Annotated in this window: 15 protein-coding genes; 9 read left to right on the top strand and 6 right to left on the bottom strand. The window is 73.5% G+C overall.

All coding sequences use genetic code 11. The annotated features are described in order from the left end of the window. Positions 1-820: 820 nt before the first annotated feature. Complete coding sequence (locus O7612_RS10910; protein ID WP_282272768.1) at positions 821-1,306, bottom strand: cytidine deaminase; 486 nt, start codon at positions 1,304-1,306, stop codon at positions 821-823. Between the two features lie 388 nt (positions 1,307-1,694). Between O7612_RS10910 and hrpA the strand changes: the two genes are divergently transcribed. After that, the gene (gene hrpA / locus O7612_RS10905; protein WP_282272766.1) at positions 1,695-5,750 is read left to right on the top strand and encodes an ATP-dependent RNA helicase HrpA; all 4,056 of its coding nucleotides are present in this window, start codon (positions 1,695-1,697) and stop codon (positions 5,748-5,750) included. Here hrpA and O7612_RS10900 read toward each other — a convergent pair whose 3' ends face one another. Beyond that, the gene (locus O7612_RS10900) at positions 5,751-6,689 is read right to left on the bottom strand and encodes a LysR family transcriptional regulator (protein ID WP_282272764.1); all 939 of its coding nucleotides are present in this window, start codon (positions 6,687-6,689) and stop codon (positions 5,751-5,753) included. 128 nt (positions 6,690-6,817) lie between these two features. On the opposite strand from O7612_RS10900, the gene O7612_RS10895 reads away from it, so the two are divergent. The 6 genes from O7612_RS10895 (at position 6,818) to O7612_RS10870 (ending at position 14,169) form a co-directional block, all read left to right on the top strand. Beyond that, entirely contained in the window at positions 6,818-7,450 is a 633-nt protein-coding gene (locus O7612_RS10895; protein WP_282272762.1) for a succinate dehydrogenase cytochrome b subunit, read from the top strand. A 2-nt stretch (positions 7,451-7,452) separates the two neighbouring features. Continuing rightward, positions 7,453-9,390, top strand: a complete 1,938-nt coding sequence (locus O7612_RS10890) for a fumarate reductase/succinate dehydrogenase flavoprotein subunit (RefSeq protein WP_282272760.1) — start codon at positions 7,453-7,455, stop codon at positions 9,388-9,390. Beyond that, the gene (locus O7612_RS10885) at positions 9,387-10,148 is read left to right on the top strand and encodes a succinate dehydrogenase/fumarate reductase iron-sulfur subunit (protein ID WP_282272758.1); all 762 of its coding nucleotides are present in this window, start codon (positions 9,387-9,389) and stop codon (positions 10,146-10,148) included. The genes O7612_RS10890 and O7612_RS10885 overlap by 4 nt, the downstream gene beginning before the upstream one ends. 576 nt (positions 10,149-10,724) lie before the next feature. Then, a complete protein-coding gene (locus O7612_RS10880; RefSeq protein ID WP_282272756.1) occupies positions 10,725-11,909 on the top strand; it encodes a zinc-dependent alcohol dehydrogenase in 1,185 nt (394 codons plus the stop codon). Next, positions 11,906-12,889 (top strand): SDR family NAD(P)-dependent oxidoreductase, encoded by a 984-nt coding sequence (locus O7612_RS10875; protein WP_282272754.1) that lies wholly within the window; start codon positions 11,906-11,908, stop codon positions 12,887-12,889. Before O7612_RS10880 ends, O7612_RS10875 begins: the two co-directional genes overlap by 4 nt. Before the next feature lie 134 nt (positions 12,890-13,023). After that, entirely contained in the window at positions 13,024-14,169 is a 1,146-nt protein-coding gene (locus O7612_RS10870; RefSeq protein WP_282273877.1) for an MBL fold metallo-hydrolase, read from the top strand. A gap of 36 nt (positions 14,170-14,205) precedes the next feature. Here O7612_RS10870 and dgt read toward each other — a convergent pair whose 3' ends face one another. Continuing rightward, on the bottom strand, positions 14,206-15,717 hold the full coding sequence (dgt, locus tag O7612_RS10865; protein ID WP_282272752.1) for a dGTP triphosphohydrolase: 1,512 nt from the start codon (positions 15,715-15,717) through the stop codon (positions 14,206-14,208). Positions 15,718-16,028: 311 nt separating this feature from the next. Between dgt and O7612_RS10860 the strand changes: the two genes are divergently transcribed. Further along, positions 16,029-18,473: a Tex family protein gene (locus O7612_RS10860; RefSeq protein ID WP_282272750.1), complete on the top strand. Its 2,445-nt coding sequence runs from the start codon at positions 16,029-16,031 to the stop codon at positions 18,471-18,473. Between the two features lie 127 nt (positions 18,474-18,600). Beyond that, positions 18,601-19,035, top strand: coding sequence for a hypothetical protein (locus tag O7612_RS10855; protein ID WP_282272749.1), 435 nt, complete (start codon positions 18,601-18,603; stop codon positions 19,033-19,035). Here O7612_RS10855 and O7612_RS10850 read toward each other — a convergent pair. The 3 genes from O7612_RS10850 to O7612_RS10840 are packed head-to-tail and all read right to left on the bottom strand — an operon-like array spanning position 18,998 to position 22,049. Next, positions 18,998-20,269 (bottom strand): glycosyltransferase family 4 protein, encoded by a 1,272-nt coding sequence (locus tag O7612_RS10850; protein WP_282272747.1) that lies wholly within the window; start codon positions 20,267-20,269, stop codon positions 18,998-19,000. The two genes, O7612_RS10855 and O7612_RS10850, sit on opposite strands and share 38 nt — an antisense overlap. 5 nt (positions 20,270-20,274) lie before the next feature. Next, on the bottom strand, positions 20,275-21,204 hold the full coding sequence (locus O7612_RS10845) for an NAD(P)-dependent oxidoreductase (protein ID WP_282272745.1): 930 nt from the start codon (positions 21,202-21,204) through the stop codon (positions 20,275-20,277). Further along, a complete protein-coding gene (locus tag O7612_RS10840) occupies positions 21,201-22,049 on the bottom strand; it encodes a sugar transferase (RefSeq protein WP_282272743.1) in 849 nt (282 codons plus the stop codon). The genes O7612_RS10845 and O7612_RS10840 overlap by 4 nt, the downstream gene beginning before the upstream one ends. Positions 22,050-22,149: the final 100 nt, after the last annotated feature.

Raw genomic sequence — 22,149 nt, 5'->3', positions numbered from 1 at the left:
CGACCACTCTCCGCCACACACCCCACCGCCTGGGCACTCTCCGCCACACACCCCATCACACGACCACTCTCCGCAGCCTCACTGCGCTCCATTCGCGCCTGCCTATCCGCCTCATCGTTGACCAGGCATTTCGCCGCCACAATGCGCCACCATGCCGCGCCCCCGCCGCCCACCCGCCTGCGCATCCACACATGCCCCGCGCCCCACCCGCCCACACATGCCCCCCGCTCGTGAGCTCACGCCGCCCCACTCGTGCCCCTCGCACCCCGCCGCCCGCCCAACGACCCCCGCCCCCGCTTGACCAAACCGATAGCGACACCCCCCACCCCACCTGCCACCCACCCCGGCCCTGTTCGCACCATGGTGCCCGTGTCTTCCCACGACGGTCGGAAGATCATGCACGAACATGGAAATAGTGGTGTTCGGTGAAGGGGAGACCGCTAATTCATGGATCGAGCGTGATCTTGCTGGTTTCCGGAACTCCGCGGAGGACTCCCGGCCGTCGGGAAGGACGCTCGGGGTGTCGGGAGGGCCGCCTTCTCAGGAGGCGGGCGAGGTCGATCAGGCCATCAGGTACCGGCCAGGTCGCCAGGAGGAGCTCGTTGGCGATGCCGATCGTTCAGACACCGTCGGAGACGTCAGGCGCCGCGTCCGTCCTGACGGACATGGCGGCGAGCCCATGAACACGATGGGGTCACCGCCACGTCCATCTTGACGGTCGAGGCACCGACATCGAAGACGCACGGTTCGACACCGCGGATCGAGGATCAGAGAGAACGGGGACTCCACACCGAGAGTGCGGGGCAGGAGAAACGCCGGGTCAGTCCTCCGAGGCGGGCCGGCTGGTCGGGACCGTCGGCATCGGCCACTGGCCGGTCCGCACGATCGCCGAGGCGTCCAGCCGCTGGTCGGCCCAGGTGTCCCGCTCCGGCAGCAGGTCGGCGACCGGCAGCTTCCGCAACGCGTCCAGCGGCCCGACGATGACCCGGATGCCCGGGTGGTAGTCGAGCAGCACCTGTCGGCACCGCCCGCACGGCGGGACCACCCCGCGCCCGCGGTCGCCCACCGCGACGATCGCCTCCAGCTTTCCCACGCCCTGGGTGGCGGCGGTTCCGAGAACCACGATCTCGGCGCAGGGGCCACCGGTGGGGTGCAGGAGGTTCACCCCGGTGAAGACCCGGCCGTCGACGGTACGGGCCGCCGCCGCCACGGTGTGGTTCGCGCTGCGGCAGCGCAGCTTGGCGACCGCCGTGGCGGCCTGGACCAGCGCCCGGTCGGTGTCCAGCAGCATGGTCGTCGTCGTCATCCGGCAGCCCCCCGCGATCGCGTCGTCGGCGGTCAGCGTAGCCCGCCGGCAGCCGGTTTCCCGGGCAGCGCTCCGGTGGCGGCGACAGGATCCGACCCGGCCGACGGCGGGCACCCTGACCTGCACCGAAAGCCGACGACACCACGCACCCCGACCCACACCGGAAGCGGACAACACCACGCGTCCCGACCCACACCGGAAGCCGACGACACCACGCGTCCCGACCCACACCGGAAGCCGACGACACCACGCGTCCCGACCCACACCGGAAGCCGACGACACCACGCGTCCCGACCCACACCGGAAGCGGACGACATGGTGCCGCGCGGCACCCGCCGGGGTAACCCGGGGGCGGTCCGGCGGCCGGCTGCCTATCCTTGGCGACGACATGCAGAATCCAACCGCCTCCGGCCCCGCCGCACCCGCCGACGCCGTGACCGTCCGTGAGCTGCACCGCCGACTCACCCCGCTGATGTTCCGCGACCAGCGTCGCCTCCAGCGTCGGCTGGACGGGGCACGCAAGCTGCGCGACCCGCAGCGGCGCGACGAGGCGCTGGCCGAGATCGCCGGGGAGGTGTCCCGGGCGGAGGCCCGGCTGGCCACCCGGCGGGCCGCCGTGCCGACCGTCACGTACCCGGCGCAGTTACCGGTCAGCGAACGCCGCGACGACATCGCCGCCGCCATCCGCGACCACCAGGTGGTGATCGTGGCCGGCGAGACCGGCTCCGGCAAGACGACCCAGCTACCCAAGATCTGCCTGGAGCTGGGGCGGGGGATCACCGGCCTGATCGGGCACACCCAGCCCCGCCGGCTGGCCGCCCGCACGGTCGCCGACCGGATCGCCGAGGAACTCGGCACCGAGCTGGGCGACGTGGTCGGCTACAAGGTGCGCTTCACCGACCAGGTGAGCGACCGCAGCCTGGTCAAGCTGATGACCGACGGCATCCTGCTCGCCGAGTTGCAGACCGACCGGATGCTGCGCCAGTACGACACCCTGATCATCGACGAGGCGCACGAGCGCAGCCTCAACATCGACTTCATCCTCGGCTACCTGCGCCAGCTGCTCCCCCGCCGCCCCGACCTCAAGGTGGTCATCACCTCGGCGACCATCGAGACCGACCGGTTCGCCCAGCACTTCGCCGACGCCGACGGGCGGCCCGCGCCGGTCGTCGAGGTGTCCGGGCGGACGTACCCGGTCGAGGTGCGGTACCGGCCGCTGGTCGAGGTGGCCGAGGGCGACGAGGAGAACGACGACGACGAGGAGAACGTCCGCGACCAGATCCAGGCGATCGGCGACGCCGTGCAGGAGCTGGCCGCCGAGGGGCCGGGCGACATCCTGGTCTTCCTCAGCGGCGAACGGGAGATCCGGGACACCGCCGAGGCACTGGGCAAGCTGACCCAGTCGAAACGCTCGCTGCTGGGCACCGAGATCCTGCCGCTGTACGCCCGGCTGTCGGCCGCCGAGCAGCACCGGGTCTTCGCCCCGCACGCCGGCCGCCGGGTGGTGCTGGCCACGAATGTCGCGGAGACCTCGCTGACCGTCCCCGGCATCAAGTACGTGGTGGACCCCGGCTCGGCCCGCATCTCCCGCTACTCCAGCCGGCTCAAGGTGCAGCGGCTGCCCATCGAACCGGTCTCCCAGGCGTCGGCCAACCAGCGCAAGGGCCGCTGCGGTCGGACCTCCGACGGCATCTGCATCCGGCTCTACGACGAGCAGGACTTCGCCTCCCGGCCGGAGTTCACCGACCCGGAGATCCTGCGCACCAACCTGGCCTCGGTCATCCTCCAGATGACCGCGATCGGCCTCGGTGACCTCGCCGCGTTCCCGTTCATCGACCCACCGGACCGGCGCAACGTCACCGACGGGGTCAACCTGCTGCACGAACTGGGCGCGCTGGACCCGACCGAGACCGACCCGGCCAAGCGGCTCACCCCGCTGGGTCGGCGGCTGGCCCAGCTCCCGGTCGACCCCCGGCTGGCCCGGATGGTCATCGAGGGCGAACGCAACGGCTGCGCCACCGAGGTGCTGGTGATCGCCGCCGCGCTGTCGATCCAGGACCCCCGGGAGCGGCCGGCGGACAAGCAGGCCCAGGCCGACCAGGCACACGCCCGGTTCGCCGACAAAGAATCCGACTTCGTGTCGTTCCTCAACCTCTGGCGGTACCTGCGGGAGCAGCAGCGGGAGCTGTCCTCCAGCGCGTTCCGCCGGATGTGCCGGGCGGAGTACCTGAACTACCTGCGGGTCCGCGAGTGGCAGGACATCGTCGCCCAGTTGCGCCAGGTGCTGCGTACCCCGGAACAGGGTGACGGGCGGCGGGGCCGGCGGGGCGCGACGCAGGCCCCGCCCGACGGGGGCCGGCGCGGGGTCGCCGCCGACCTGCCGGAGGAGATCGACACCCCGAAGGTGCACCAGTCGCTGCTGCCCGGTCTGCTGTCGCACATCGGGCTCAAGGACGCCCAGAAGCACGAGTACCTGGGCGCCCGGGGGGCGAAGTTCGCCGTCTTCCCTGGCTCGGCGCTGTTCAGGAAGCCGCCGCGCTGGGTGATGGCCGCCGAGCTGGTGGAGACCTCCCGGCTGTGGGGCCGGGTCGCCGGGCGGGTCGAACCGGAGTGGGTGGAGCCGCTGGCCCAGCACCTGGTCAAGCGCAGCTACAGCGAGCCGCACTGGGAGAAGAAGCAGGCCGCCGTGATGGCCTACGAGAAGGTCACCCTGTACGGCGTCCCGCTGGTCACCTCCCGCAAGGTCAACTTCGGGCGGATCGACCCGGCGCTGAGCCGGGAGCTGTTCATCCGGCACGCCCTGGTCGAGGGGGACTGGCAGACCCACCATCCGTTCTGGCGGGACAACGAGAAACTCCGCACCGAGATCGAGGAGCTGGAGAACCGGGCCCGCCGCCGGGACATCCTGGTCGACGACGAGAGCATCTTCGCCTTCTACGACCAGCGCATCCCCGCCGACGTGGTATCCGGGCGGCACTTCGACTCCTGGTGGAAGAAGGCCCGGCGCGAGCGGCCCGACCTGCTCACCTTCACCCGGGACCTGCTGGTCAACGCGGGGCGCGGCGGGGTCGACGAGGCCGACTTCCCGGACGAGTGGCGGGCCGACGGGGTGACCCTGCCGCTGACGTACACCTTCGACCCGACCGCGCCCACCGACGGCGTGACGGTCGACATCCCGCTGCCGCTGCTCAACCAGGTGCCGGCGGAGAGCTTCGACTGGCAGGTGCCGGGGCTGCGCGAGGAACTGGTGATCGCGCTGATCCGGTCGCTGCCCAAGCCGGTCCGGCGCAACTTCGTCCCGGTACCGGACTTCGCCCGCGCCGCGCTCGCCGCGATCACCCCCGGCGAGGAGCCGTTGCTCGACGCGCTGACCCGGCAACTGCGCCGGATGACCGGGGTGACCGTCCCCCGCGAGGCGTGGGAGCCGGCGAAGCTGCCCGCGCACCTGCGGGTGACGTTCCGGGTGATCGGCGACGGGGACAAGCCGGTCGCCGAGGGCAAGGACCTGCCGGCCCTGCAACGCCAGCTCCGCCAGGAGGTACGCCAGGTGGTGGCCGCCGCCGCGCCCGAGGTGGCCCGGACCGGGCTGACCGGGTGGACGATCGGCACCCTGCCCCGCACGATCGAGCAGGTGCGGGCCGGCTACGCGGTGACCGCCTACCCGGCGCTGGTGGACGAGGGGGCCACGGTCGGGGTGAAGGTCTTCGACTCCGAGGCCGAGCAGGCCGCCGCACACTGGGCGGGCACCCGGCGGCTGCTCCGGCTGACCGTGCCGTCCCCGGCGCAGTTCCTCCAGGGCCGGTTGAGCAACGAGGCGAAGCTGGCCCTGAGCCGCAATCCGCACGGCGGGGTGCAGCAGCTCATCGCGGACGCCGCCGGGGCCGCCATCGACAAGCTGGTCGCCGACGCGGGCGGCCCGGCCTGGGACGCCGACGGCTTCGCCGCGCTGCGCGACCGGGTCCGCGCCGACCTGGTCGACACGGTGGTGGAGGTGATGGGCCGGGTCCGCCAGGTGCTCGCCGCCGCGTACGCGGTGGAGCAGCGGCTCGGCGCGACCCGCAACCTGGCGGTGGTGGCCGCCCTGGCCGACCTGCGTCAGCAGCTCAGCGGCCTGGTGCACGACGGTTTCGTCACCGAGACCGGGTACGCCAGGCTGCCCGACCTGCTGCGCTACCTGACCGCGATGGAACGCCGGCTGGACCGGCTGACCGCCAACCCGCAGCGGGACAAGTCTCAGCAGGACCGGATCGCCACCGTGCAGCAGGAGTACCGGGACATGGTGGCCGCGCTGCCCCCGGCCCGCCGCGCCTCGGAGCCGGTACGGCAGATCCGCTGGATGATCGAGGAGCTGCGGGTGAACGTCTTCGCGCAGGCCCTCGGCACCCCCTATCCCGTCTCCGAGCAGCGCATCTACCGCGCGATGGACGACGCCGAGGGGCGCTGATCAGGGCAGCGGCTCCACGCCCGGCGGCAGGTCGCTGGTGCTGGTGGCGGCGTGCACGTAGTCGAGGAGGATGCGGCGTAGTTCCCGCCCGGCGTGGGTGGGCACCACGTCGCGGCGACGGGCCACCGCGATGGTCCGGCGCACTCCGGGCGGGGCGAGCCGGGTGACCCGGATGCCGGGGCGGCGGCTGACCACGATGCCCGGCACCAGGGCGATGCCCAGTCCGGCCTCGACGAAGCTGAGCACCGCGTCCATCTCGCCGCCGTCGACCGAGAAGGTGGGCTCGAAGCCCGCCTCCCGGCAGGCCTGGATGGTGGCGTCGCGCAGGTCGTAGCCCTCGCGGAACATCACCAGCGGTTGGTCGCGCAGGTCGGTGATGCGCAGTTCGCCGTGTGCCGAGGCCGCCGGCAGCGCCTGCACCGAGGCGACCACCAGGCTCTCCCGCAGGATCGGATCCACCCGCAGCCCGGGGTCGGCCCCCTGGGCCGGCATGATGATCAGAGCCAGGTCCAGGTCGCCGCGGAGCAGGTCACGGACCAGGTCCTGGGAGCCGCCCTCCTCGACCCGCAGGTCGACGGCGGGGTGGGCGTCACGGAACCGGCGCAGCACCGGCGGGGCGAGCGAGGTGGCCAGGCTGGGGGTGGCCCCGAGCCGGACCCGGCCCCGGCGCAGGCCGACCAGCTCCTGCACCTCCCGGGTGGCGGTGTCGACGTCGGCGAGGATCCGCTTGGCCAACGGCAGCAGCACCTCCCCGGCGGCGGTGAGCGCGATGTTGCCGCGTACCCGCTCGAACAACGGGGCACCGAGGTCGGTCTCCAGAGCGTGAACTTGCTTACTCAACGACGGCTGGGTTATGCCGACGATGTCGGCGGCTTGGGTGAAATGTCGTACTTCTGCCACCGCAACGAAGTACCTCAGCTGATGGAGCTGCATCTTCATAGCTTATGGCTATCGAGACTGCGAGGTCGATGCATTGGACGACTGATCGCAGGGCTCCTAGCGTCGGTCAGGTGGTCATCACGAAAACTCGGTCGCCCATCCGATCCAACGTCGGCCTGAAAGCCGTCATGGCGGTGACGGGCATCCTGCTGGTGCTGTTCCTCGTCGCCCACATGCTCGGCAACCTCAAGGTGTTCGCCGGCGAGACCTCGTTCGACCACTACGCCCACTGGCTGCGCGACGTCGGCAAGCCGCTGCTGCCCGGCGTCTGGTTCCTGTGGATCCTGCGCACCGCGCTGGTGGTGGCCGTGATCGGGCACATCTGGGCGGCGACCGTGCTGGCCGTACGTGCCCGTGCCGCCCGCCCGGTGCGCTACGCCCACCGCAAGAAGGTCCAGGGCAGCTACGCCGCGCGCACCATGCGCTGGGGCGGAGTGATCATCCTGCTCTTCGTGATCTACCACATCCTGGACCTGACCACCGGCACCCTGAACCCGGTCGGCGACGCCAGCAACCCGTACGGCAACGTGGTCGCCGACTTCGCCCCGGACCGCTGGTACGTGACGCTGTTCTACACGCTGGCGATCGTCACCGTCGGCTTCCACCTGCGGCACGGGGTGTTCTCCGCGTTGCGCAGCCTCGGCCAGCAGACCCCCCGGGGTGAGCGGCGGGCGCGTACCGCCGCGCTGGTCTTCGCCGTCGTGCTCTGCGCCGGCTACCTGGTGGTCCCGTTCGCCGTACTCACCGGATTGGTGTCCTGATCATGGAACTCTTCACCGAGGGCGACCCGATCGCCGACACGAAGGCTCCCGACGGCCCGGTCGAGAAGCGCTGGGAGACCCGGCGCTTCGAGGCCAAGCTGGTCAACCCGGCGAACCGGCGCAAGATGACGGTGATCGTGGTGGGCACCGGCCTGGCCGGTGGTTCCGCCGCCGCCACCCTCGCCGAGCAGGGCTACCGGGTACGCAGCTACTGCTACCAGGACAGCCCGCGCCGGGCACACTCGATCGCCGCCCAGGGCGGCATCAACGCCGCCAAGAACTACCGCAACGACGGCGACTCGGTGCACCGGCTCTTCTACGACACCGTCAAGGGCGGCGACTTCCGCTCCCGCGAGTCGAACGTGCACCGGCTCGCCGAGGTGTCGGTCAACATCATCGACCAGTGCGTGGCCCAGGGCGTCCCGTTCGCCCGCGAGTACGGCGGGCTGCTGGACACCCGCTCCTTCGGCGGCGCGCAGGTGCAGCGCACCTTCTACGCCCGGGGCCAGACCGGCCAGCAGTTGCTGCTCGGCGCGTACCAGGCCCTGGAACGGCAGATCGGCCTGGGCAACGTGGAGATGCACACCCGGCACGAGATGCTGGAACTGGTCGTCGTGGACGGCCGGGCCCGGGGCATCGTGGTCCGGGACATGGTCACCGGCGAGATCAGCACCGAGATGGCCGACGCGGTGGTGCTCGCCTCCGGCGGCTACGGCAACGTCTTCTACCTCTCCACCAACGCCAAGGGCTGCAACGTCACCGCCTCCTGGCGGGCGCACCGCAAGGGGGCGTACTTCGCCAACCCGTGCTACACCCAGATCCATCCGACCTGCATCCCGGTCTCCGGCGACCACCAGTCCAAGCTGACCCTGATGAGCGAGTCGCTGCGCAACGACGGCCGGGTCTGGGTGCCGAAGAACAAGGACGACGACCGCGCCCCCCGGGACATCCCGGAGGACGAACGCGACTACTACCTGGAGCGGATCTACCCCTCCTTCGGCAACCTGGTCCCCCGGGACATCGCCTCCCGGGCCGCGAAGAACGTCTGCGACGAGGGCCGGGGCGTCGGGCCGACCAGGCTCGGGGTCTACCTGGACTTCGCCGACGCCATCGACCGGCTCGGCCGCAAGGCCATCGAGGCCAAGTACGGCAACCTGTTCGAGATGTACGAGCGGATCACCGGCGAGGACCCGTACCAGGTGCCGATGCGGATCTACCCGGCCGTGCACTACACGATGGGCGGGCTCTGGGTCGACTACGACCTCCAGTCCACCATCCCCGGCCTGTTCGTGATCGGCGAGGCGAACTTCTCCGACCACGGCGCGAACCGGCTCGGCGCGTCGGCGCTGATGCAGGGCCTGGCCGACGGCTACTTCGTGCTGCCCACCACCATCGCCCACTACCTGGCGTCCGGGCCGCTGGCCAAGGTCGACGCCAGCCACCCGGCGGCGGTGCAGGCCCGGCGCGAGGTGGAGGACCGGATCGCCCGGCTGCTGGCCGTGAACGGCGACCGGACGGTCGACTCGTTCCACCGGGAGCTGGGTCACCTCATGTGGGAGCACTGCGGGATGGAGCGCTCCGAGGCCGGGCTGCGCAAGGCGATCGACGCGATCCGGGCGCTGCGCGAGGAGTTCTGGCAGCGGGTCCGGGTGCCGGGCGACGGCGAGGGGCTCAACCAGTCGCTGGAGAAGGCCGGCCGGGTGGCCGACTTCTTCGAGCTGGCCGAGCTGATGTGCATCGACGCCCTGCACCGCGAGGAGTCCTGCGGCGGCCACTTCCGGGCCGAGCACCAGACCCCCGACGGCGAGGCGCAGCGCGACGACGACCGGTTCGCCTACGTGGCGGCCTGGGAGTTCACCGCGACCGGTGAACCGGCCGTGCTGCACAAGGAAGACCTGAAGTTCGAGTACGTCCACCCCACGCAGCGGAGCTACAAGTGAACCTGACCCTGCGCATCTGGCGTCAGTCCGGCCCCCAGGACAAGGGACGGATGGTGACCTACCCGGTCGACGACGTCTCCCCCGACATGTCGTTCCTGGAGATGCTGGACGTGCTCAACGAGCGGCTGACCCTCGCCGGGGAGGAGCCGGTCGCGTTCGACCACGACTGCCGTGAGGGCATCTGCGGCATGTGCGGTCTGATGATCAACGGGGACGCGCACGGCCCGCAGCGCGGCACCACCGCCTGCCAGCTGCACATGCGGCAATTCACCGACGGCGAGACGATCGACATCGAGCCGTGGCGGGCCCGCGCCTTCCCGGTGGTCAAGGACCTGGTGGTCAACCGGAGCGCCTTCGACAAGATCATCGCGGCCGGGGGCTACATCACCGCGCCCACCGGCAGCGCCCCCGAGGCGCACGCCGCGCCGGTGGCCAAGGCCGACGCCGACGCCGCCTTCGAATCCGCCGCCTGCATCGGCTGCGGGGCGTGCGTCGCAGCCTGCCCCAACGGCTCCGGCATGCTCTTCACCGCCGCCAAGGTCACCCAGCTCTCGCTGCTGCCGCAGGGCCAGCCGGAGCGCTACACCCGGGTGATCGGCATGGTCGACGCGCACGACGAGGCCGGCTTCGGCGGCTGCACCAACGCCGGCGAGTGCACCGCGGTCTGCCCCAAGGGCATCCCGCTGAACACCATCGGCCGGCTCAACCGGGACTACCTCACCGCCACCGCCAAGCGCGGCGACACTCCCGGCTCCTGAACCCGCCGACGGTCTGACCGGCCGCCTCCGGACCCACCGACCGCCGCACCCCCGCCCGAGGGGTGCGGCGGTCACCCCCACCCCGTCCCCACGCCACCCACCCCACGCCCCGCCCTCCGCGCGCCCCGCGCACCGCGCCCTCCGCGCCCCGCGCCCCGCGCGCACGCGTGCTGGATCCTGGATGTAGTGGCCACGCGGCGTGCGGAGGCCACTACATCCAGGATCCAGCACAATCACGGCGGTGATCCAGCACGGTCACGGCGGTGATCCAGCACGATCACGGCGGTGACCGGGGACGGTCACGGCGGTGACCGGGGACGGTCACGGCGGTGACCGGGGACGGTCACGGCGGTGACCGGGGACGGTCACGGCGGTGACCGGGGACGGTCACGGCGGTGACCGGGGACGGTCACGGCGGTGACCGGGGACGGTCACGGCGGTGACCGGGGAGGGTCACGGCGGTGATCCAGCACGGTCACGGCTCGGTGGGTCGCCGACCTTGACCGGCCGGTGGCCGGTTCAAGCGTCCCCGCTCGGGTAGCAGTCCCTCGACGGCATCGAGAGGGGACAGCAGCGATGAAGGCACTGACCTGGCACGGCACGCGCGACGTCCGGGTGGACGAGGTCCCGGACCCCCGGATCGAAGCGCCGACCGACGCGATCGTCCGGATCACCTCGACCGCGATCTGCGGCTCCGACCTGCACCTGTACGAGGTGCTCGGGCCGTACCTGAAGCCCGGTGACATCCTCGGGCACGAGCCGATGGGCATCGTCGAGGAGGTCGGCTCCGGGGTGACCCGGCTCAAGCCCGGCGACCGGGTGGTCGTTCCGTTCAACATCGCCTGCGGGCACTGCTGGATGTGCGAGCGGCAACTCTTCGCCCAGTGCGAGACGACCCAGGTGACCGGCGAGGGCAAGGGCGCGTCGCTGTTCGGCTACACCTCGCTCTACGGCTCGGTCCCCGGCGGCCAGGCCGAGTACCTGCGCGTCCCGCAGGCCCAGTTCGGCCCGATCACCATCCCGCAGACCGGCACCGACGAGCGCTACCTCTACCTCAGCGACATCCTGCCCACCGCCTGGCAGGCGGTGAAGTACGCCGACACCCCGCCCGGCGGCACCCTGGCCGTGTTCGGGCTCGGCCCGGTCGGGCAGTTCTGCGCCCGGATCGGCCGGCACCTCGGCGCGGGCCGGGTGATCGGCCTCGACCTGGTGCCCGAGCGGCTGGAGATGGCCCGCCGGCACGGCATCGAGACGCTCGACGTCAGCCAGCTCGACGACGTCCCCGGCACGCTGATCGACCTGGTCGACGGGCGCGGCCCGGACGCGGTGATCGACGCGGTCGGGATGGAGGCGCACGGCTCCACCAGCGGCACGCTGGCCCAGCACGCCGCCGGGCTGCTGCCGGACAAGCTGGCCGACAAGATGATCGACAAGGTCGGTGTGGACCGGTTGACCGTGCTGAAGGCCGCCCTCAAGGCGGTCCGGCGCGGCGGCACCGTCTCGATCTCCGGGGTCTACGGCGGCGAGGTGGACCCGATGCCGCTGATGGAGATGTTCGACCGGGGCATCCAACTACGGATGGGCCAGTGCCACGTGCGCCGGTGGACCGACGAGATCCTGCCGCTGCTGGCCGGCGACGACGACCCGCTGGGTGTGGAGGACCTGCGGACCCACCGGATGCCGCTGGTCGACGCGCCGAAGGCGTACGAGATGTTCCAGAAGAAGGAGGACGGCTGCGTCAAGGTCGTGCTCGCACCGTGACCCGGGTGGTGGTGGTCACCGGGGCCACCAGCGGCATCGGCCGTGCGGCGGCCCGGGAGTTCGCCGGGCGCGGGGACCGGCTGGTCCTCGCCGCCCGCTCCCCCACCAGCCTCGCCGAGGTGCGCCGGGAGTGCCACGACGCCGGGGCGGACCAGGTGCGCACGGTGCCCACCGACGTCACCGACCCGGCCGCGCTCGACGACCTCGTCACCACGGCGGTACGCGAGTTCGGCCGGCTCGACGTCTGGGTGCACACGGCGGCGGTAATGGCGTACGGGCGGTTCGAGGACGTCCCGGCGGAGGTCTTCGACCAGGTGGTCCGCACCGACCTGCTCGGTGCGGCCGGTGTCCTCCGGGTGGCGCTGCGGTGCTTCCGGGCGGCCGGCGGGGGCACCCTGATCCTCACCGGCTCGGTGCTCGGGCACGTCACCGCGCCCTACATGAGCGGCTACGTGACCAGCAAGTGGGGCCTGCACGGGCTCGTCCGCACGGTGCGGCAGGAGACCCGCGACCTGCCCGGGGTGCACGTCTGCCTGGTCACCCCGGGCAGCGTCGACACGCCGGTCTACCAGCGGGCGGCGAACTACCTCGGGCGGGCCGGCCGGCCACCGCTGCCGGTCACCACCCCGCAACGGGTGGCCCGCGCCATCGCGCACTGCGCCGACCGGCCCCGCCGGGAGGTGTCGGTGGGACGGGTCAACCTGCTCATGCGGGGCGGTTTCACCGTCCTGCCCGGCGTCTACGACGCGCTCGTCGGGCCGTTGATGCGACGCGGCGGGCTGACCGGGCGGGCGGTCGCCCCGCACGCCGGCGTGGTGTTCGCCCCGGACCCGGCGGGCGCGGCCGTGCGCGGCGGGTGGCTGCCGGAGCTGTCCGCGCTGCTGCGCCGGGTCGGCACGCCGGCCGCCGCGACGGCGCTCGCGGCCGGGAGTGCCGTCGCCACGGCGACGGTGCTCGCCGCGGCACGACGGCGACGGTGAGCGCCGGGACGGGCTGACCCGGGATCGGCGGGCCGGTGGGGGAACCCGCGCGCCGCCCCGGGGGCCGGCGTGGGCGGAAGGGTCCGGTGGTGGCTACCGTGTACGGCGGGGACACCGGCGAGGGGGGCGGCCACATGCGGGAACCAGGGGAGCGAACGGTCGAGCGGACGCTCGGCGGGCGGCTGTGGCGGCTCGCGGGACTGGCCGCGGTCGCCGGGCTGGCGTGGACGGCGCGGGACGTGCCCGCGGCGCTGGGCGGCCGGCTGACCGGTGCCCGCGCGGAACGGGCCGCCCGCTCCGCGCAGTTCCGCGACGGCACCTTCCACAACCGGACCGCCGTGCGGACCATGCCCGGTGGCGACCCCGACCGCAGCCTGCTCCGCGAGCTGCTCTTCGGCCAGCAGCGTCGCCGGCCGACCGCCCCGGTCCCGCTGCTGCGGCCCGCCCCGGCCCCGACGACCGACGTCGACCGCGAGCTGAACATCGTCTGGTACGGCCACGCCTCGGCGCTGGTCGAGATCGAGGGGCACCGGGTGCTGATCGACCCGGTGTGGAGCGACCGGTGCTCGCCGTCGGCCGCCGTCGGGCCGAAGCGGCTGCACGCGCCCCCGGTCCGCCTCGACGAGCTGCCCGCCGTCGACGCGGTCCTGATCTCCCACGACCACTACGACCACCTCGACATGGCCACCGTCCGGGAGCTGGTCCGGCGGCAGTCGGCACCGTTCCTGGTCCCGCTCGGCGTCGGCGCGCACCTCGACCGGTGGGGCGTGCCGGCCGACCGGATCATCGAGCTGGACTGGTCGCAGCGGCACCGGGTCGGCGGCCTGGAGATCACCGCCACCCCCGCGCAGCACTTCTCCGGTCGGGGGCTGCGGCGCGACGGCACGCTGTGGAGTTCGTGGGTGGTCGCCGGAGCGCACCGGAAGGTCTTCTACACCGGCGACTCGGGCTACTTCGACGGGTACGCCGAGATCGGCGCGGAGCACGGGCCGTTCGACGTGACGCTGATGCAGATCGGCGCGTACGACCGGGCCTGGCCGGGCATCCACATGTTCCCGGAGGAGGCGGTCACCGCCCACCTGGAGCTGCGCGGTGACCTGCTCGTCCCGGTGCACTGGGCGACGTTCAACCTGGCCCTGCACGACTGGTCCGAGCCGGTGGACCGGATCTGGGCCGAGGCCAAGGCGCGGGGCGTACGGCTGGCGGTGCCCCGCCCCGGCGAGCGGGTGGTGGCCGACGACCCGCCGCCGGTCGACGGCTGGTGGCAGACGGTCGCCTGACCGGGAGGCGACCGGTGCGGCCCGGTGGGCCGCCGCTCAGAGCACGAAGGCGTCGGTCCACAGCGCCCCGGAGCGCCCGGACAGCACGTCCAGCATCGCCACCGCCTGACCGTCGGTGAGCTGGGCGACGAAGTCGACGATGGCCCGGCCCCGGGCCCGGCCGATCCGGTCCGGGGTACGCGGGTGCAGCTCCGCCTCGGCCAGCTCCACCAGGTCGGGCAGCCGGCGGGGCAGCCGGGACTCCTCCTCGGGGTCGAGCAGCCACTGCCAGAGCGCGTCGACCAGGGTGTCCAGCAGCCGGGCCTGGCCCCGCTGGTGCAGGGCCAGGTCGGGGCGGGCCAGCACGAACCGGTGGTGGACGAACTTGAGCACCTGCACCTCGTGCCACTGCGCCGTGGCCAGCAGCACGTGCCCGGAGCGCACGTCCGGGGCGGCGGTCACCGTGATCGCGTCGACCAGCCGGGTGGTCCACCGGGCCGAGAACCGGGCCACGTACTGCTCGGCCTCGATCGAGCCGTCGAAGGGGAGCGCCAGCAGCCCGTCCACCAGTTCCTCCCGGACGTGCTCGACGGCGGCGGCGAACGCGTCGTCGTCGGCGATCCAGGTGTCCTTGCGGTGCAGTTGCCGGCGCAGCGCCTCGATCGCCGAGCCGGGGCGGCGGGCGGCACCGGCCAGCGCCGCGTCGGTGACCGCGCGCAGGTGCCCGGCCTCGCGCTGCCAGGCCATCAGCTCGGCGGCGACGGTGCCCTGCTGGAGCACCCCCACCCGGTAGAAGTCCTCCACGTCGTGGATGGCGTACGCGATGTCGTCGGCGGTGTCCATCACCGACGCCTCGACGGTCTGCTGCCAGTCGGCGATCCGGCCGGCGAACGGCGCGCGGGCCTGCCGCAGATCCTCCAACTCGGTGCCGTACGCGCCGAACTTCAGCGAGCCGCTGTCCGGGTCGTCCGGCGGGGCGGCGGCACCCCGGGGCGCGGGACGCAGGTGCCGTGGGTGCGGGTCGGGATGGTCCAGCCGGGTCCACGGGTACTTCAGCATCGCCGCCCGGACGGCGGCGGTCAGGTCGAGGCCCGTGGTGGCCGCGCCACGGATCTCGGTGCTGGTGACGATCCGGTACGACTGGGCGTTGCCCTCGAACCCGTCGGCCAGCCCGAGCCGCTGCCGGGCCAGCCGGTCGAGCACCCGCTCCCCCAGGTGCCCGAACGGCGGGTGACCGAGGTCGTGGGCGAGGGCGGCGGCCTCCACCACGTCCGGGTCACAGCCGCCCAGCTTGTCCAGCAGGTCCCGGTGCGCCGGGTCGGCGGTCAACCGTTCGGCGATGGCGCGGGCCACCTGGGCGACCTTGAGACTGTGGGTGAGCCGGTTGTGCACCAGCAGGCCGGAGCCGACCGGGCTGATCACCTGGGTCACCCCGCCGAGCCGGGCGAAGAACGGTGAGGCGACGATCCGGTCCCGGTCAGCCCGGAACGGGCTGGCGGCGAGGTCACCGAGCGCTCGGGCGCTGCCACCGAAGAGCCGACGGGCGCGCGGATCCGCAGGTTGGTCCATGATCGCCACGCTAGCGCAGCGGGCCGACCCGCACGCCGGCTCGGCCCGGTACCGGCACGCCGGTGCGGGCTCGGCAACCGGAACGGTGGTGGCGGGCTCGGCAACCGGAACGGTGGTGCGGACCCGGCAACCGGAACGGTGGTGGCGGCTCGGCAACCGGCACGGTGGTGCGGGCTCGGTAATCGGCACGGTGGTGCGGGCTCGGCAACCGGCACGGTGGTGCGGGGCGGGCACCGGCGGGGGTGGCGCGCGGCGTCGGGGGCGGGCGGCAGAATGCAGCAGGGAACCCGACACGAAGGCGGATCAACATCGTGACCCAGTCAGTCCATCAGCGGATCGCCGACGAGCTCGGCGTCGCCGAACGCCAGGTGCGGGCGGCCGTCGAGCTGCTCGACGGCGGCGCGACCGTGCCGTTCATCGCCCGCTACCGCAAGGAGGCCACCGGCCTGCTCGACGACGCCCAGCTGCGCACCCTGGAGGAGCGGCTGCGCTACCTGCGGGAGCTGGACGAGCGGCGGGCCGCGGTGCTGGAGTCGATCCGCGGTCAGGGCAAGCTGGACGAGGCGTTGGAAGCGCAGATCATGGCGGCCGACTCCAAGTCCCGGCTGGAGGACATCTACCTGCCCTACAAACCGAAGCGGCGGACCCGGGCACAGATCGCCCGGGAGGCCGGGCTGGAGCCGCTGGCCGACACGCTGCTCGGCGATCCCGCGCGGGAGCCGAAGGAGACGGCCGCCGGGTTCGTCGACGCCGGGCGCGGGGTGGCCGACGCCGCCGCGGCGCTGGAGGGCGCGCGGGCCATCCTCATCGAGCGGTTCGCCGAGGACGCCGACCTGATCGGCACGCTGCGCGAGCAGATGTGGTCGCGGGGCCGGCTGGTCTCCCGGGTACGCGACGGCCAGCAGGCCACCGGCGCGAAGTTCGCCGACTACTTCGACTTCGCCGAGCCGTACCCGAAGCTGCCCTCGCACCGGATCCTGGCGATGTTCCGGGGCGAGAAGGAGGGCGTGCTCGACCTCACCATGGCCCCCGACGCCGAGGAGGACCCGGACGCCCCGCCGACCGGCCCGACCCGCTACGAGGCGGCCATCGCCGGCCGGTTCGGCGTCACCGACGCGGGTCGGCCCGCCGACCGGTGGCTGGCCGACACGGTGCGCTGGGCCTGGCGTACCCGGATCCTGATCCACCTCGCCGCCGACCTGCGCACCCGGCTGTGGCAGGCCGCCGAGGAGGAGGCGGTCCGGGTCTTCGCCACCAACCTGCGCGACCTGCTGCTCGCCGCGCCCGCCGGCAGCCGCGCCACCATGGGCCTCGACCCGGGACTGCGGACGGGGGTGAAGGTGGCGGTGGTGGACGCCACCGGCAAGGTGGTCGCCACCGACACGATCTACCCGCACGAGCCGCGCCGGCAGTGGGACGCCTCGGTCGAGACGCTGGCGAAGCTGGCCGGGGCGCACCAGGTGGAGCTGGTGGCCATCGGCAACGGCACCGCCAGCCGGGAGACCGACAAGCTGGCCGCCGACCTGATCAAGCGGTATCCCCAGCTCGGCCTGACCAAGGTGATGGTCTCCGAGGCCGGCGCCTCGGTCTACTCGGCCTCCGCGTACGCCTCGCAGGAGCTGCCCACCCTGGACGTGTCGCTGCGCGGCGCGGTCTCCATCGCCCGCCGACTCCAGGATCCGCTGGCCGAGCTGGTCAAGATCGACCCGCGCTCGATCGGCGTCGGCCAGTACCAGCACGACCTGTCCGAGGTGAAGCTGTCCCGCTCGCTGGACGCGGTGGTGGAGGACTGCGTCAACGGGGTCGGGGTGGACGTCAACACCGCGTCCGCTCCCCTGCTGACCCGGGTCTCCGGCATCGGTGCCGGGCTGGCCGAGAACATCGTGCTGCACCGGGACGCCAACGGGCCGTTCCGCACCCGCGCCGAGCTGAAGAAGGTGGCCCGGCTCGGCCCGAAGGCGTTCGAGCAGTGCGCCGGATTCCTGCGCATCCCCGGCGGCACCGACCCGCTCGACTCGTCCAGCGTGCACCCGGAGGCGTACCCGGTGGTGCGCCGGATCCTGGCCAGCACCGGGCAGGACCTCCGCTCGCTGATCGGAAGGTCGGCGATCCTGCGCGGGCTGCGGGCCACCGACTTCGTCGACGACACCTTCGGCCTGCCCACCGTCACCGACATCCTCGCCGAGCTGGAGAAGCCCGGCCGGGATCCGCGACCGGAGTTCCGCACCGCCACCTTCGTCGAGGGGGTGGAGAAGATCGGCGACCTGACCCCCGGGATGCTGCTGGAGGGAGTGGTCACCAACGTGGCCGCGTTCGGCGCGTTCGTCGACGTGGGCGTGCACCAGGACGGCCTGGTGCACGTGTCGGCGATGTCGCACACCTTCGTCAAGGATCCGCGTGACGTGGTGAAGTCCGGCGACGTGGTCCGGGTCAAGGTGCTCGACGTCGACGTGCCGCGCAAGCGGATCTCGCTGACCCTGCGGCTGGACGACGAGGTGCCGGCGGGCGGCGGCCGTCCCCCGGCCGACGGGGAGCGGCGTGAGCGCGGTGCCCCCCAGGGCGGGCGCGGCGACACCCCGGGCGGTCGCCGGGGCGGCGCGGGCGGGGCCGGTGGCCAGCGCGGGGACCGGGGTGGTTCCCGGGGCGGGGCGGCGCAACGGCAGGGCGGGGCGCAGCGGCAGGGCCGGGGCGGCTCCGGGCCGGCGCCCGCCAACGACGCGATGGCCGAGGCGTTGCGCCGGGCCGGCCTGGCCTGACCCCGGCCTGCGCCGCTCCGCCCGGCACCGGTCGGGCGGGGCGGCGACCCGCCGGTGCCGGGTCCGGACCCCGGTCGGGCGGGGCCGGGTGGTGGGTCGTCGGCGGCGGTGGGCGTACCGTCGCGGCATGGGTGCTGACGGCGGTCCGGAGTGGCGGGAGCAGCAGCGGCGGGCGGTGCGGGCGCACGCGGCGGCCGACGCCCGCCAGCGCGACGGCGAACACGCGCAGGCGGAGGAGCTGGTCGCCCGGTTCACGGCCGAGGCGACCCGGCGCGGGCTGCGGACCACCCGGCTGGCGGCCCAGGGCTACGACGGGCGCAGCCGGTACCGGACCGGACTGACCGGGTGGTACGTGGACCGGGCCGGCCTGCGCGCGGTCGACGTCGAGGGCCGGTTCTACCTGCTCACCGTGCCGTCGAGCGTGCGGGCCCGACTGTTCGGCGTCGATCCGCCGCCGGCCCGGCCGCCCCTGGTCATCGGCCGGGGCGGCCGGGACGGCGAGTCGGTTCCGCTGGGTGACCTGCTCACCCGCCGGCTCGCGGCCGGCGACGACTGGCCCTGAACCCGGGGTTCTCCACCATCTCGCGCAGGGTCCGCTCGACCCGGTCGGCACCGGCGGCGACGGAGAACACCCGGTCGTAGTGCGCCCGACCGGCCCGGCCGAGCAGTTCCAGCTTCTCCCGGCCCAGGTCGCAGACCTCCCGCAGGGCGTCGGCGATCGAACCGGCGTCGCCCGGCCGGGCGGTGATCCCCGCGCCGCTGTCGCGGGCCACGGCGGCGGCGTCGCCCTCCGCGGCGACCAGCAGCGCCCGCCCGGCGGCGAGGGTCGCCTGCACCTTGCTCGGCATCGTGTACGCGGACATGCCGCCGGGCCGCAGGCTCACGTAGTGGACGTCCCCGGTGGCCATCAGCGCGGGCATCCGGTCCCGGGGCAGCTGCCCGAGGAACCGGACGTTCGTCGCCCCGACCGCACCGGCCCGGCGGCGCAGCCGCTCCTCGGTGGTCCCCGAGCCGGCGATCAGGCACACCAGCCGGGGGTCGCCGACCCGGGCACAGGCGTCGATCAGCGAGTCGAGCCCCTGCGCCTCACCGAGCGCGCCGGCATACACCAGCACCACCTGGTCGGCGCGGAGCCCGAGTTCGGCACGCAGGTCGCCGGCGCGGACGCCCAGCGTCTCGTCCGCCCAGACCGGGATGTGCACGAGCTTGTGCCGGGGCACGCCCCGCCCGGCGAGCAGGTCCGCCGCCCCCGGCGACACGTGGGCGACCCGGGTGGCGCTGCGGTACATCCCCCCGCACCAGGCGGCCATCCCCCGCTCGACCGCCCGGGACACCCGGCCGGTGCCGAGGAAACCGCTCGCCACCACGCTGTCCGGCCACAGGTCCAGCACGTGCAGCAGCACCGGCACCCGGTGTACGTACCGGGCGAACCACATCGGCAGGGCGACGCTGATCGGCGAGTTGCCGACCCAGAGGGCGTCCAGGCCCCGCAACGCCGGGGTGCCGGAGACCAGCGCGGACACGGCGAAGGATCCGTAGTTGGCCACCCGGCGCGCGGCGGAACGGTCGTGGCTGGGATAGAGGGCCACCCGCCGGACACGGGTCCGGCCGTCGGCTTCGTCGAGCCGGCGGGCCAGCCGGTAGCCGGGGGCCAGCCGGCCGGTCGGGTAGTTCGGGAACCCGGTGAGCACCTGCACGTCGTGTCCCCGGTCGGCGAGGGCCCGGGCGAGCATCCCGGGCAGGGCCGCCGGCCCCGGTTCCGGGTCGAACCACTGGGAGAGCAGGCCGATCCGCATCGACCTCACCCCGCCGCCACGCCGGCCACCGGCCGGTCGGGCCGTTCGCCGTCGGCCTGCCACAGGGCGCGCAGCGACGCGTCGAGGTCGTAGGTCGGCGTCCAGCCGAGCACCCGGCGGGCGCGGTCGACGTCGGCGCACATCCAGGGCACCGCCGCCGAGCGGGTGGCGTCCGGAGGAAAGCCGCCCTCCCGGATCCGGCCGGAGAAGCCCGCCACGTCGGCCAGTTGCCGGACCACGTCCCGGGTCGCCACCGCACGGCCGCTGCCCACGTTGACCACCCGCTCCGCACCCACGGCGGCGCACCGCGTCGCGGCCAGCACCGCCGCCGCGACGTCCCGGACGTCCACCAGGTCCCGGTAGGTGTCGTGCAGGCCCAGGGCGATGTCGCCCGCCCCACCGGCCGTCGCCGCCCGGACCATCGCGGTCACCCGGGCCAGCATGTTGCCCGGCGGCATCCCCGGCCCGACCGGGTTGAACACCCGCAGCACGATCGTGTCGAGGCGACCGGCGTCGCCCGCCAGCTCCGCCAGCCGGGTCGCGGCGAGGTGGCTCAACCCGTACTCGCTCACCGGTGTGCCCGGATGCTCCTCCCGCACCGGGTGGCCGTACGGCACGACACCGTACTCCGCCGCCGAGCCGATCCGGACCAGCCGTGCCCCGGGTGCGGCGACGGCCACCGCCTCGATCAGTTTCGCGGTCGTCACCACGTGCGCCTGCACGAAGTCGTGCCCGGATCCGACGATCCGGCCCGCGGCGGTCACCACCACGTCCGGCCGTTCCCGGGCGATCAGCGCGGTCAGCTCGGGCAGGTCCATCCGGACCAGGTCGCACCGGGTGCGGTCCGGCGACCGGACGGTGGTGTGTTCGGCCAGCAGGGCACGGATGTGCCGGCCCAGGAATCCGCCGGCGCCCAGCAGCAGCACCCGGCTCATCGGCGGGGCACGGCATCCCGGTCGGCGGCGGCCGACGGAGTGGCCGGGTCGGCGGCGGCCAACGGAGTGGCCGGGTCGGCGGCGGCCAACGGAGTGGCCGGGTCGGCGGCGGCCGACGGGGCAGCCGGGTCGGCGGCGGCCGACGGGGCAGCCGGGTCGTCGTTGCCGGTGAACTCGTGCCAGGTGGCCGCGCCGGGGGCCGAGATACCTTCCCTGAGCAGCACCACCCGGACGGTGGCCAGCAGGATCCTCAGGTCCAGCAGGAAGGACCGCCGGTCCACGTACTCGACGTCGGAGGCGAACTTCGCCGCCCAGCTCAGCGCGTTGCGCCCGCGGACCTGGGCGAGGCCGGTGATGCCCGGCCGCACCTCGTGCCGGCGGGCCTGCTCGGCGGTGTAGAGGTCGAGGTAGCGCACCAGGTGCGGGCGGGGGCCGACGACGCTCATCTCGCCGCGCAGTACGTTCCAGAACTCCGGCAGCTCGTCGAGGCTGCTCGCGCGCAGCCACCGGCCCACCCGGGTGAGGCGCTGCGCGTCGGTCACCAGCCCCCGGTCCGGGTCGGGGTGGCGCATGGTGCGGAACTTCACCACGTCGAACAGCTCGCCGCGCAGGCCGGGCCGGGTGTGCCGGAACAGCACCGGCCGCCCGTGGGTCACCAGCACCAGCAGGGCGACGGCGGCGAGCAGGGGAGCGCCGACGGTCAGCACGAGGAGCGCGCCGACCACGTCGAACAGCCGCTTCCACCGGTCGTACGGCCGCCGGGTCGCTCGCTCGGCCCGGTGGCGGGTCGACGGGTCGGAGCCACCGGCGCGCGACTGCCCCGCATGGACAGCAACTTTGGACATGGAACAGATCTATCACCTTTGCCGCGGCCGACCGGCGCTTTCACATTTGCCACCCCGGGCGGGTCGACAATGGCCGGCGCACCACCCCCGGCGGACGTGA

This window comes from Micromonospora sp. WMMD987 (genome assembly GCF_029581435.1).
GTDB lineage: Bacteria > Actinomycetota > Actinomycetes > Mycobacteriales > Micromonosporaceae > Micromonospora > Micromonospora rifamycinica.
The sequence above is the reverse complement of the archived record's forward strand: the minus strand, read 5'-3'. Positions and strand labels throughout refer to the sequence as shown.